Genomic DNA, 12,852 nt, shown 5'->3' on the forward strand with positions numbered 1-12,852 from the left:
CGCTCGGCTTATTCCTGCTTGTGCGTCAAGCCCAGTAAAAACAGGCGTTTGCGCAAAGACCGGCGGCGCAGCAATCCGGCATGCCTTTCGCGCAAGCTATCAATGCCACTTGTGCATAAACATTTCTTGTGGTTTGCGCAAGAGGCGTCTGCGGGGTCATTTGTGGGAGCGGCCTTGCGTCGCGAAAGGGCCGCCAAGCGGCCCCGGCGATCTCACATTTTCAATGCGATTTATTCTTGGCAATCTCGATATCGTTCATCAGCGCTTTGGCCATATCGCACAAGTAATCAGCCGCCCCCAGGAATTTATGGTCATCCTCCATATCCCCCTCACGTACCAGGTGCTTGATGTAGCCCATCAGAATCGAAACATGCTCATAGGCCGCATCGACCGGGACGCCGGGCTCTACGCGTAGCAGGTTGAGGGAGGGGTTGCCGGCTGCGAGGAAGGTTTCCACGCCTGCGGTGGTGATTGGTTTGGACGTGCTATCAGGTGGAAGGTTTTTCAACTTTTCAAACTCCTATATTCCTCAAGGAGTCACCGCATTCATCCTTTCTCACGGAACAAATGGCGGCAACCATGCACGGGGTGAGAAACCGAGTGAATATAGGAAGCCTCGGCCAGACCGAAGTCTGCCCGCGCACGGTCGCCATTACGCAGCCGCTAAATTCGTAATCGGGTTCTCACACCCGGTCGCCAGAGCGACCCGAAAACGGTATCCGTGAGCCACTTCCCCGACAACAGCGATACTTCGGCGGCGCGCGTAGGATAGTTCCGAAGCAACCAAACCCTGAAGCCATTAGCTCCCAAGTTCAGAATTTTCGTACAGCTGATGGCCCTTTCGCGGGTTCACCCGAGGCAACAAAAAGCTAAAGCCCCTCCGCTGACCCCGCCCAACGGTGTATCATCCGCCCCCCAATCATTAGAAAGTGACGTCGCGCGCTGCCCGCCAGCCCCGCGACCTTCTGGCGTTGCGCCAGTACCGACAGTGGACCAACGGACCTGACCATCGTGACCCAAGCCAAACCCCTCGCCCTGCTGACCCTCGCCCTGGCCCTGACCGGCTGCGCCAGCGGCACCGCGCCCCACGCCAACAGCAACCTGGGCTGGAACCACCCCGGCATGCAACTGGGCGGCGACAACGGCCTGCCCCTGCGTACCGAAAGCCCTTGCCGCAAGCGCGGCTGCGACAACGACAAGCTGTTCTTCAACCCGGGCAAAAGCGAGCCAAGCGTTACCACGATCCACCGTGGCTGGTAGGAAAATTCTCCTTTTGGGCCGGTGACTTAGGTCTTTTGCGAACATTCGCAACGAAGTGGTTTACAGGCGCCAAACGATCGTTATAATGACGCCCCATTGCCGGTATAGCTCAGATGGTAGAGCAACTGACTTGTAATCAGTAGGTCCCGGGTTCGATTCCTGGTGCCGGCACCATATCCAGCTCAATCGCGTTCCACCGAATGCCTTTGAAGCCCCTAAAACCCGCCCTTTGGCGGGTTTTTTCGTTCCAGGACCCTCCGTCGGGATCCAACAAAATACCCCATCCCCGGGGGTATTTTTAGGGTACAGCGTCTTGCCTGCATGGAGAACGTACCCTTATGCCACGCCTAACCGTTCCTCTCAGCGACCTCAAATGCCGTACGGCGAAACCTCGCGAACGTGCCTACAAGCTATTCGACGGTGGCGGCATGTACCTCTTCGTGAAACCCAACGGCGTGAAAACGTGGCGATTGCGCTACTTCAAGCCCAGCGGCAAGGAAGGCACGCTGATCATCGGCAACTACCCCATCATCTCGCTGGCCGTCGCGAGGACCAAGCGCGATGAAGCCAAGGCCCTGTTGATCGACAACATCGACCCGATGGAAGAGAAGAAGAAAGCGAAGCTTGCTGCTCAACGGGCTTCCCTGCTTTTTGAAACCGTCGCCCTGAGTGGCACGCCGAAATGTCGCGGCGCTGGACGGAGGGACACGCCAAGACCGTCATGAGCCGGTTGCGCACCCACGTCTTCCCCCTGATCGGCCAACGTCCCATCGCTGAGCTTGATACCCATGATCTGCTTGAGATCACTCTGCGTATCAAAGAGCGCGGCACCATGGACGTTGCTCTGCGCGTGCAGAATTATCTCTCCACGATCATGCGGGGCGCGAAGCGGGCGCGCCAGATCAACCAGAATCCGGCTCTCGATCTGGCAGGGTCGATTCATGCCCCGCGTACCGTGCACCGCCCTGCCCTCTCACTCAACCGCCTCCCCGAACTACTTAGCCGGATCGACAACTACAACGGCCGTGAGCTAACCAAGCTGGCTGTATTGCTGACGCTGCATGTGTTCGTGCGCTCCAGTGAACTGCGCTTTGCGCGCTGGGATGAGTTCGACCTGCAAAGGGCGATGTGGGAAATCCCGGACACCCGTAAGCCAATCGACGGCGTGCGCAATTCCACCCGTGGCACCAAGATGAGCGGAGACATACAGATGGTGCCGCTCTCTCCCCAAGTCATCGCGATCCTTGAACGGCTGCGCGGCTTGAGTCGCTTCTCCGAACTGGTGCTGCCCGGTGACCACAAGTACTGGAAGCCAATGTCGGAGAACACGGTTAACCAGGTGCTGCGCAACGTTGGCTACGACACATCAAAGGAGGTATGCGGGCATGGATTCAGGACCATGGCCTGTAGCGCCTTGCTGGAGTCAGGGCTGTGGACAGACGCGGCTATTGAGCGGCAGATGAGCCACAAGGAACGCAATCGCGTGCGCGCCGCCTATATCCACAAAGCCGAATTTTTAGAGCAGCGCAGGCTGATCATGGCGTGGTGGAGCAATTACATCGATGCCAACAGATCGGGGCATGTGACTCCACATGAGTTCGCCCATCCAGCTGGCGACAACATCACTCCCTTGCCAAGTGGGCGTGGCGCATTCAATCGTCGGTGAACATTCGAGAACACCGTTGGCCGCTCTTTAATTCGGGTCCATCCAAACAGGGCTGCAAAGCCGCCCCGTTTGGATGGACCTCGCTTTGCAAAGCTAAAAGCCGACACGGATCCTCTGGATACCACTGATTTCCACCGGTGGATAATTTCATGCACAGGCCTAAATGCCCCGTGGATTCTGGCGTTGACCAAATTTATCCACAGGTGTAGAACTGAGGGTGCAAACGCTGTCTTGGACAGCACCCAGGTGACCAGAACCTTGAAGGTCACGCCGCTCTCGCGGTGGTTCTCCCCCCAAATGGCGATTCGCATCCGGCAGCTCGCCCGGTCACCTCCCTGGTGATGGATGCCTACTTCACATCTTGGCCCTCGTGCGCCAGACAACACCTCCTACTTCGCTGCCCTGCAGCAACCTATCCGCTTGGCCGAATCTTGCGCCAACCTGCGCCCGTCTCTTTCTCTAGGAAAGAGACGGGCGCTTCTAGCACTGCTGCAGCCCTCATCGCACTTGGCTTTGCGGCTACTCCACTCGTGACAATCGGCATGACAAACGCCGATGTCACCAGCAACAGCGATGTAGATGATGGTGCCGCAGACCAGGGAATGGACTGCACCTGACTGACAGTCAGGCATGCCCCGGTCATCGCAGTGCTGCGTTCACCCGGCTCAGGATCTTCAGGCGCTGGTTTAGTCAGCCAGCGCAGCCTCCACCCGCCCACCGGTAACGGTGCTAAGGAGGCCAGATCATGAGATGCCCTTGCTCCCGGACGTAAGGAGCCGCCAGTCCCGCGCTAGAGGACATCCCCACAGGTCGCAGGGGCCTTGATCCCTGATAACACTCAGCATTCTTGGCGGGATGACGTGGGGGAAATCGGAAAATAGTGGGAAATTCTTGCCAACAAGAACTAAAAAATATCGAAAGTGTTACTTTTTGTCGGTCAAGGCATTAATACCATTGATCGAGAATTTCCGACTATATCTAGGAGACTTAAAGTAAGCAGCAGATACTTTTTCTGCCGTTTCAATCAACTCACGAACAGCATCCTCCAGCCCTTCCTGTGCGTAAGCTGTCGACTTATCGTTCGAGTACGGATGATCGGGATCTCTTGTAAAGCACTCTACTCTTGGATGTGCAATTTCATCCAAATATTTATAAAATGCCTCTTTAGATATTACAGTGCCATACATGCGCCAAGCATATTTTTTCCCCCAATAATAGCCGTCAACTGCTTCATGCGTGACGCGATCATCATTTTTTGCTTTTTCCGCTGTGAAATTCCCTCTTGCTATTTGCTGCGCCGCCAAATAACTCAACATAGGGTTAACTATTGAAGTCAGAGACAAGGCCGAAAGATCTACTATATTTCGCCCATCCTTAACCAAATACCCCACATTATAGCGCTCTCCCTCAACAATCACAGGCGCAGAGCTAGCCTCAAACTCATAGACTGTATTGGTAGTCGCAGGCGTAAACTTATGCAAGTAAACACCTGGCGAGATTTTTTCGATCAAGTAGTTACTGGCAATCAAATCATGTGTCGTAAACAGGTCTCTGGACTTCATGGTTAACTTTATCCTTAAAATTCAGATGAAACATATGATCCCAAACATCAAAAGCAAGAGAATGATATGAAAACATCATGATGTCGGCACATCTAATAATACAACTATAAAAACCCTTGCCCTTCTCTCCATACCGCTCGAAGATCGGAACCGCTGACCTTACCATGCAGGGCGGAGCGTGAAACACTTTTATCCCAAAATGCCTCATCGGATGTTTCCAATGCCTTCCTAAATTTGACGCTTTCGGTCGAGCTTAGTTTTCCATTCTGATCTTCATATACTTCCGCAACTCCCATAGCTAAAGCCCTGGGTACGCCTAGTATCGATGCGACAACCGCCTCAGGCTTACTGACACCATATTGGATGTACGCAGGAAGCATTAGCTCTTCGCCAGCACTTTCTTCACTATCTCCACGCGCCACAACCCTGCCTTTCAAATAGGCATGCGCCCCCCAAGAGACCGTTTGCGATACTTTACTAAAAACGTAAGTTCCTGCTGCACGGATTTGATCTGCAGGTGTTTTGCCAACGAAAGACGAAGAAAGATCAGATATTGATGATCCACTTATCCAACCATGAACGATTTTCGCCACAAGCCCTGTATCTATTTGACCAGCCCCCCGCTCTAAAGCGAGAGAAAGTTCAGGAAGCTTGCTCAACGCGTCGACCAAATGCCGCAACCCCTCTGGACTCCTGATTATCGTAGGATCTCCTTCCATCAGGATGCTATCATTTTTTATATGATAGAATAACTCATCGAAACTGTAAGAACCCAAACCGGTTTTATCAGCAACTTTAAGATAATTTTGATTTTTTTCAGCAATCTCGCCTAAATACCTTTTCGCGAGAACAAAGAGAAAGTCCTTAGATTTCTTACTTTTCCCGGACAGACTTGCCTCTACTAAACGTTCAAGATCGCCAAACGTACTTCTTACACCATATGTAGCACTTGCGTGAGACAAATACTGAAGAAACGGCCGAATCGCCTCATGCTTTCTGTAGATCCATTTCAATGAATCTGCACTGTTAATTTCTTCAATAACAGCATCTAAGGCTGAATCAATCCGCTCAGACAAATTGTTTGTGTAATGCTCCCAAAGGCCTCTGTGACTTGTGTTCGCGAAAACAATTAGCCCCCGTTCTGAAAGCCCTACGCGTCCTGCACGTCCAGCAATGTTCCAGAACTCAGCTGGAGAAAGGTTCCCGCTTTGATTATGTATAGAATGTATTACCACACTTGAAACTGGAAAATTCATTCCTTGGGCCAGGGTGGTGGTAGCGGCTAAAAAATCAATTTTCTTTGAAGCAGCCAACCTCTCAACTAAGTATCTGAGTTCACCAGATAGAGCTGAATGATGATAAGCAACTCCTCGACGAAGACAATACGCCAAAGTAGAGGTATCACCATACTCACACTCTGCGAGCGCAACAGCAACCCTGTGCTCCGGAGATGAGTACTCTAAATCAACCTCTAAGCGTTGCGAAGCAAATTCAGAAGCAGCCTTCTCTGCGGCCGTTCTGGAAGATGGGTACATACCTAAAACAGGTCCGATTTTTTGTAAACGGCCCCCAATTATAATTGACTTATTAAGCGCCGAACTGGACTCAGAAAGTTTAAAAACTTCATCTGTAGTCAAAGCCATCCGAGTTTTTGTCAAAGCGCCTGAGTTTCGATGAGGCTCCTTCCATTCAATCTCAAGAACTTTATTCGGTTTCCGTCCAGTGAACGAAGCCAAACCAATCATTAGCCTTGACGGTCTCCATTTAACATCTACAGGAGAACCCCGCTCACCGCTAAGCCAGTCGGCTAACTCATTAGCATTTTCTACAAATGGAGTGAGAAGCAGTATTCTTACATGAGGCTGCTCCCTTCGAAAATTCGCTAGGAGGAGCTCTAATCTTGCTCCTCGTTCACCATCCCGAATGAGATGAGCCTCATCAACTATCAACAGACGTACACTAGAGAACCACTCAGGATGACTGCGTAGTAAAAGGTCCATTTTCTCTGGCGTAGAAACTACGACACCTGAAGAGTTCTCAAGCAAAGAGAGTTCATAGGGATCTTCTTCATATGCGCTTCCCGCAGAAACAACCTCAATCCCCATCTCACGGAAATCAGCTCCCAAAGTTCGCCGCACTTGAGTAGATAGAGCGCGGGTGGGTGTCAAATACACTACACGCGCATCAGAATAAGAGGATACGGTATGTAGTGTCGCAAGCTCAGCCATCAATGTTTTTCCAGAGCTTGTTGGCATCTGAAGAACTACAGCTTCATTACGAGCATCTAAGAAATTTTGCTTGAGAGCTTCCTGCTGAGAAGGCAAGAGACTGAATATAGGATTTCCGCGCGCAGCCAGATGAGATATAAACTTATCAATCAGAACGTTTATATTTTTTGCGTTAGTCCATATGGCATCTGACCGGAGACTAAAAATCGCGCTCGCTGCAGACTTCACCCAAGTAATAAGCTCTGGATCAGATGATAATTCCGCATACTCATCCGCTTTACCTATGAGGACACTGAGCTCGTTTTGAGCACTTGCAGGTCGTCCAGAAGCAGTTTTTACTTCCCCCGAAATTAAATAGCTGGCTAGTGTATCGGCAGCAGCAGATACGTGATAGAGAGAAAGCAGACTTAGTGCAGACTGCTCTTTATTATCTTTCCCCTCTAGCCAAACACGCTCACGCTCAACCTGCTTCGATCTAATATTTGAGAGCGTAACCGCAGCCATTTCAATGTCTGACGAGCTTGATTGACGAGCCAACAAAAATATAGACCTAGCAATACTAGACCTGACTTCAGACAACCAATCCAAGCCACGACCACCTACACTTACAACGGTTTCAATCTTGCTCTTTAGAAGCAACTGACGCAACTCAGTCTGCCTATTAGAAAGCAGGCCTGTCGAAATAAGGCGCATTACATCTCTTTGCTCAGGAATATCCAGATGCAAGCTTGACTCTATAAATGCAAGCCACTTGTCAAAGGATTTACTTGCCCACTCGACTCCACGAGCGTTAGCTGAATCGAGTTTTTCGGCGCAAACATTATCGTCTACGGACAACATTGCAGCTGTCCACAAGTCGCTAATTTCTCGCTGATCAGGGGGTGACAACTCAACCTCATTCGAAACAGCCCCTTGAAAAGCATAGTTATCAAGCCTATTAACTAGGCCATTGATAGATTCCGACTCATAGAACTCTTTTAATGGGTCATTCATGATTGCCGCGCCATATTCATTGCCACCCTACCAAACTCATTTAGATTAGCTCCAACGGACAAGCTAATCCCACGAGTTCGCGCACCTACGAAACTACCTGAGGCTGACTTCAAGGTTGACAAGTCGTCATGATCGGCTTCGACAACTCCGCGGATCAGAACAGGTGCAACAATAATGTCTTTCACGCACTTATCTTGGTGCAAACCAGCCAACATACTTACTAAAACCGGACCAAAATGTGTGCCTTTACAGCGGATCGCACATGCGGAAATGAAGCCTTTCAACTTTTCTAAGTCAACAGGCGCTTTTGAGCATTCAGCTATAAGTTTAGCGGCTTCGCCGGGTGGCCTCTTCAGATCATCAGTCGCTTTTACTTGAATGAGTACGAGTGCAAGCCCCCCACACTCCAACCCCATAAGTGTCCAGCCATCGAATCCTAAAATTGGCTGATTTCTATTACCTTTGGTGGCATGAAGAGATGGCGGAGTTAACATTTTAAATACTCGCGCTAGCGCCTCTCGTGCGAGAATTTCTGCAGTCTCTGAGCGATAGTTTGACAACTGCCCAGGCTTATTTCCTTCTGCATCTGGATTAGGCAAGCCCTCTCGAAAGCTCGCAAGCAAATCACCAAGGTTAAATTGGGATAATACAGTATCTGCAGGCTCAGGCAGCTGTATAAATAATGCCTCTTCAGCGATCTCCCTAATTTCCTGTTCGCCATAAGCATCTCGGATGGCTTGAGCAGCTAGTGCCAACAGTTTATCGGTCGAGTCAGAAGGATCGCATTTCTCCATCACCACCGCCCAATGGTGATCGCCATCTTCAACAAGGTCGACAACTGTACAAAATTCCGAGACACCGGTGGTCATTCTAACTCTACTCCCTGAGCGCCTGGGCCTGAGTGGGGCCTGAAACAGACTAAATACCGTCCGGGGACTATACAGCATAGTTCAATCAAAATGATAGCCATATGATATCAATCGCTACACGTGATTCTACACCAAGCCAAGAGCTAAGGGTTGCCCATTCTCTGCAGAATCCGACCATATGCAGACATTCTGCACAGCCCAGGGAGCATAGAGCCAAACTTATAAATTATTTCTACCAAAATATATGGCCCGATAGATTTGAGCAATCCAATCTCCACTGCACAAGCTCACAAATTGTCGCTACGCATAACTATCGTATTGAGATTACATATCGAAAAGTTGCTAGCCTTAACGAACACGCCCACGAATAACAAGCTAGCAATTTACTCTAGACTGTAAGGTACTGCTGCGCGGCAATGCTATTCAAATATATCTTGAAACTTTATATAAAACTGCTACACGTTATCGCAAGAAGAGAAATCAAAGCATGCCTAATTCGATTCCACCAACAGCCATAATTAGCTGATTTATTTATAGCTACCCTATGAGGTACACCAAAAAATCCACTAAATTCCAACTCCGCGAATTCCTTGCCCTCACAGCTAGAAACCGTTCGTCTGGTGCCGGCACCATACGCAGTACTCAAAAGGCTCACCGAAAGGTGGGCCTTTTTTGTTTTCGGTGTCACAAATCCTTGAAGGCGACGCGATCGGTGTAGGAGCTGGCTTGCCTGCGATGGGCTGCGCAGCGGCCCCGGCAATCTCAAGAGAGCACATTTTCTAGGCAACAACGCAGCTCAAAAAACAGACACGCCTTCGTCGCCAGGCAAATCGGGGCACATGCTATCTACCCTCAAGACCCCGATGAACCCCGCCGGAACCCTTGCGAATGCCTTATACATCACAGAAGCTCTCACACAACACACCCGCCATGCCTATGACTGCTCCGGCAGTTATGCACAAATTGAGCGGGTTTTTTATGCCTGGTCGCTTTGTGTGAGGCCATTCACCACGCCTGCAATCGGCATCTCTACGCAGCTTGCGCTGCCAAGCAACAAGGCAAAGGCGCAAACCTGACCACACATTCTGTGGAACTGGTCTGCGAAGGTTCGGACAGTCGCAAAGTGATGAAACTAACCACCACATGACAGACGGTCTTTTTATGGTCCATATTCGGTCTAAAATGGCTTCCACTGAACATGGAGCCAGTCCGATGCGAGTAGAAACGATCAGCTACCTGAAACGCCATGCTGCTGACCTGGACCTGGAAGAACCCATGGTCGTGACACAGAACGGTGTGCCTGCCTATGTGGTCGAGTCCTACGCGGATCGCAAGCAACGGGATGAAGCCATAGCCTTGGTGAAACTGCTCGCCATCGGTTCCCGTGAGTATGCTCAGGGCAAACACAGCTCGGCCGAAGACCTCAAGACTCGCCTTCTCAAGAAATTTTCTGAGGAGTAATGGGTAGCGCATGAGTAAGCCGACCATACGCTTCACCCATTCCGCCTCTCAGAGCATCGAAGATCAAGTCCACCATCTGGCCGTCTATCACGGTACCGCAGCGGCACTTGAGAAAATCACCACACTGGTCGACACCATTGAGCACCGGCTGGCTGCCGCGCCCGTGGGTTACCCGGTCAGCCCACAAGCGAGCGGGCTGGGTGTCATGCAGTATCGTGAGCTGAATGTCGACGGGTACAGGGTGTTCTACGAAGTGATCGAAACCGACAATGCCATTGCCGTGGGGTTGGTTCTCAGGCAAAAGCAGAGTGTTGAACAGGCATTGATTCGGTATTGCCTGATTTACCCATTACCTTGATGAATTGGGGCTGCAAGGCAGCCCCAGGCGGTGTTGATCAGAACGCCGTACTAACGGTCAGCGAAAGGTTACGCGGGTCACCATAAATCGCCCCCGCATAGAACCCGTACTGGGTGTAGTAGTGCTTGTCGAACAGGTTGTTGGCATTAACGCTGACACTGGTGTCGTCAGTCAGCTGATACTTGGCCATGGCATTCCAGATGGCATAACCCGACCAGTTCACGTCGGCGGTACCGTTGCTCACGCCATTGGTGGGCTGCCCTGCCGGGCTGGAGATGGCGCGGATGTTGGTTTGCGCGGTCACACCGGCACCCAGGGTCAGGCGGTCGAGTGGGCCGCTGAGGCGGTAGGTGGTCGAGGCCTTGAACAGGTGCGACGGGTCGCTGCGGCCGTCACTGTCAACGCGGCGGAAGTGCAGGTAGGTGTAGCCGGCATACACGTTCCAGTTCGGAGTCAGAGCGCCCGCGACTTCCAGGTCGATACCGTCGGTTTCCTGGCCGGAGCCGGCCTTGTAGGCGTTGCCACCGGTCGGGGTGGTCAGGTCGCCGTCCAGCACCGCTTTGTTTTCCTGCTTGGTGCGGAAGTACGCCGCCGAGGCGTTCAGGCGGCCGTCGAACCACTCACCCTTGATACCGGTTTCGTAGCTTTGACCACGAATCGGCTCCACCTTACTGCCGCTGCTGGTTTCAGACGTCTGCGGCGTGAAGATGTCGGTGTAGCTGGCGTACAGCGAGTAGTTGTCGTTCAGGTCGTATACCGCCCCCAGGTAGGGGGTGACGATGCCGTTTTCTTCCTGGCTACTGCGTGCACCGGCCACGCTGCGGGTGACAGAGGAGTAGTTGCTGGTGCGCACGCCGACGATCACCGACAACGGGTCGGTGATGCTCAGGCGGGTGGCGGCGTACATGCCCTGCAAGCGGGTGGTGGTTTTGCTGTGGCGGCCGGTGCGTGAGGCGATGATGTCGTAGTCGTCGTCCACGCCGTTACGCCAGTCGGTCAGCGGGAAGCCGTTGTTGGCGCGGAACTGGCAACCCAATGCAGGCGCGCTGGCCATGCCGTCGCCAACCATGGTGCAGGTGTACTCCGGCGACCAGCCTACGGTGCGGCTGTCGTTGTAGCCGACCATCGCCTGGTGGGTGCGGCCGAACAGCTGGAACGGGCCGGACAGGTCGATCTGGGCCGACTGTTGGGTGGTGTCGCTGGAGCTGTGCAGGCCGTTGAGTACTGCGCCGCTGCCGTCCTGGTCCCAGTAGCCGCCATAGGTGCCGCGCCCGGCCGAGTTGACCTTGGCCAGGCCACGGTGGTTCAGGGCTTCGGTAGTGGCCTGGGCGGCTTTCAGGTCCAGCGTCCAGTCGTTGTCGAAGCGGTGTTCCAGCGAGCCGAACGCGGTGCGCGTGGTGTACTCGCCAAAGCTCCAGCTGGGTACCACGTTGGTGCTGCGTGGCAGGTCAGTCTTGCTGCCGTCGCGGTACCAGATCGGGATGTTTGCGCCCCAGCCGCCGCCCACCACCTTGTTGTACTCGTACTGGTAGCCGGCACCGAGGGTGGTGGCGTCGTCCAGGTCGAATTCGAAGTTGGCCAGCGCGGCGCGGGAACGCTCGGACTGGTTGTCGCGGAACGAATTGGCGTCCTGCTGGGTCATGACAAAGCGCGAACGCAGGCGGCCATCCTCGGACAGCGGCAGGTTCAGGTCGGCGCCCAGGCGGCGTTTGTCCCAACTGCCGTAGGTGGCGTAGGCGCTGCCGCCGAAAGTTTTGGTGGGGGCCTTGCGGATCAGGTTGACGGTGGCCGAAGGGTCGCCGGTGCCGCCCAGCAGGCCGTTGGCGCCGCGCACGATGTCGATGCGCTCGTACAGGTCCATGTTCAGCGCGTTGCCGCTGCCGCTGAAGTCGGAGCCGCCCTGGGTCTGCAGGCCATCCACCTTCCAGTTGCTGATCGAGTAACCACGGGCACGGTAGTCGGTACGCCCACCCACTTCGGACTTGTTGGCCGTTACACCCGGCGTGGTTTCCAGCGCTTGCTCGATGGTGTGGATGTCGCGGTCATCCATCTGCTGGCGGGTGATGGTGGTGACCGACTGCGGCGTCTGCCGTGGCGTCAGCGCCAGGCCGGTAGAGCTGCGGGTGCTTTCGACCGTGTAGCCCAACTGGCCGGCATCGTCGGCGGGCAGCAGGGCGCTGTCTTCGATCTGCGTGGCGTCCAGTTCCAGGGGTTTACTGTCGGCCGCCATGGCACCACCGCTAATGGCGACGGCGACGAAGAAGGCCAGCGGCTTGATGCGGTTGCCGCTTCGGCTGATAGGGGTGAAGGATTGCGGGATGCTCATGGGATTCATTTGGGAAGGCTTCGTATTTGCAGATGATTTTTTGTTAGGATTCTAGGGATCGGCCCTCCGGGCTCCAGACCCGACATGTACGGGGATGTAATTGAACGTAACGAGCGCCACCGGCCCTCA

The 12,852-nt window shown here is 53.2% G+C and carries 8 protein-coding genes, 1 tRNA gene and 1 pseudogene; 5 read left to right on the plus strand and 5 right to left on the minus strand.

Annotated elements, in window-relative coordinates:
• Positions 1 to 220: 220 nt before the first annotated feature.
• Positions 221 to 508, minus strand: coding sequence for a DUF3077 domain-containing protein (locus tag ACF8R4_RS06880; RefSeq protein ID WP_156868109.1), 288 nt, complete (start codon positions 506 to 508; stop codon positions 221 to 223).
• Positions 509 to 1,011: 503 nt separating this feature from the next.
• Between ACF8R4_RS06880 and ACF8R4_RS06885 the strand changes: the two genes are divergently transcribed.
• The 3 genes and pseudogenes from ACF8R4_RS06885 (at position 1,012) to ACF8R4_RS06895 (ending at position 2,926) form a co-directional block, all read left to right on the plus strand.
• Entirely contained in the window at positions 1,012 to 1,260 is a 249-nt protein-coding gene (locus ACF8R4_RS06885; protein ID WP_016714488.1) for a hypothetical protein, read from the plus strand.
• Positions 1,261 to 1,358: 98 nt separating this feature from the next.
• Positions 1,359 to 1,434 (plus strand) — tRNA-Thr (locus ACF8R4_RS06890).
• Positions 1,435 to 1,598: 164 nt separating this feature from the next.
• Positions 1,599 to 2,926, plus strand: a pseudogene (locus ACF8R4_RS06895) (tyrosine-type recombinase/integrase).
• Positions 2,927 to 3,849: 923 nt separating this feature from the next.
• On the opposite strand, the gene ACF8R4_RS06900 reads toward ACF8R4_RS06895, so the two are convergent.
• The 3 genes from ACF8R4_RS06900 to ACF8R4_RS06910 form a co-directional block, all read right to left on the minus strand.
• Positions 3,850 to 4,488, minus strand: a complete 639-nt coding sequence (locus ACF8R4_RS06900; RefSeq protein ID WP_392491974.1) for a hypothetical protein — start codon at positions 4,486 to 4,488, stop codon at positions 3,850 to 3,852.
• A gap of 104 nt (positions 4,489 to 4,592) precedes the next feature.
• Positions 4,593 to 7,709: a DEAD/DEAH box helicase gene (locus ACF8R4_RS06905; protein WP_392491976.1), complete on the minus strand. Its 3,117-nt coding sequence runs from the start codon at positions 7,707 to 7,709 to the stop codon at positions 4,593 to 4,595.
• Positions 7,706 to 8,578 carry a hypothetical protein gene (locus ACF8R4_RS06910; protein WP_392491978.1) on the minus strand — a complete coding sequence of 291 codons (873 nt, stop codon included), beginning with the start codon at positions 8,576 to 8,578 and terminating at the stop codon, positions 7,706 to 7,708. Before ACF8R4_RS06910 ends, ACF8R4_RS06905 begins: the two co-directional genes overlap by 4 nt.
• A 1,212-nt stretch (positions 8,579 to 9,790) precedes the next feature.
• Here ACF8R4_RS06910 and ACF8R4_RS06915 point away from each other — a divergent pair.
• The gene (locus ACF8R4_RS06915) at positions 9,791 to 10,039 is read left to right on the plus strand and encodes a type II toxin-antitoxin system Phd/YefM family antitoxin (protein ID WP_025754068.1); all 249 of its coding nucleotides are present in this window, start codon (positions 9,791 to 9,793) and stop codon (positions 10,037 to 10,039) included.
• 10 nt (positions 10,040 to 10,049) lie between these two features.
• The gene (locus ACF8R4_RS06920; protein ID WP_060501213.1) at positions 10,050 to 10,397 is read left to right on the plus strand and encodes a type II toxin-antitoxin system RelE/ParE family toxin; all 348 of its coding nucleotides are present in this window, start codon (positions 10,050 to 10,052) and stop codon (positions 10,395 to 10,397) included.
• A 37-nt stretch (positions 10,398 to 10,434) separates the two neighbouring features.
• Here ACF8R4_RS06920 and ACF8R4_RS06925 read toward each other — a convergent pair whose 3' ends face one another.
• Positions 10,435 to 12,732, minus strand: coding sequence for a TonB-dependent siderophore receptor (locus ACF8R4_RS06925; protein WP_104833620.1), 2,298 nt, complete (start codon positions 12,730 to 12,732; stop codon positions 10,435 to 10,437).
• Between the last annotated feature and the right edge of the window lie 120 nt (positions 12,733 to 12,852).

This window comes from Pseudomonas sp. FYR_2 (assembly GCF_043106425.1).
GTDB classification, from domain to species: domain Bacteria; phylum Pseudomonadota; class Gammaproteobacteria; order Pseudomonadales; family Pseudomonadaceae; genus Aquipseudomonas; species Aquipseudomonas monteilii.

Coding starts and splice junctions, on each gene's coding strand:
- ACF8R4_RS06915 (WP_025754068.1), top strand. CDS start 9,791: ATGCGAGTAGAAACGATCAGCTACCTGAAACGCCATGCTGCTGACCTG.
- ACF8R4_RS06905 (WP_392491976.1), bottom strand. CDS start 7,709: ATGAATGACCCATTAAAAGAGTTCTATGAGTCGGAATCTATCAATGGC.
- ACF8R4_RS06920 (WP_060501213.1), top strand. CDS start 10,050: ATGAGTAAGCCGACCATACGCTTCACCCATTCCGCCTCTCAGAGCATC.
- ACF8R4_RS06925 (WP_104833620.1), bottom strand. CDS start 12,732: ATGAATCCCATGAGCATCCCGCAATCCTTCACCCCTATCAGCCGAAGC.
- ACF8R4_RS06910 (WP_392491978.1), bottom strand. CDS start 8,578: ATGACCACCGGTGTCTCGGAATTTTGTACAGTTGTCGACCTTGTTGAA.
- ACF8R4_RS06900 (WP_392491974.1), bottom strand. CDS start 4,488: ATGAAGTCCAGAGACCTGTTTACGACACATGATTTGATTGCCAGTAAC.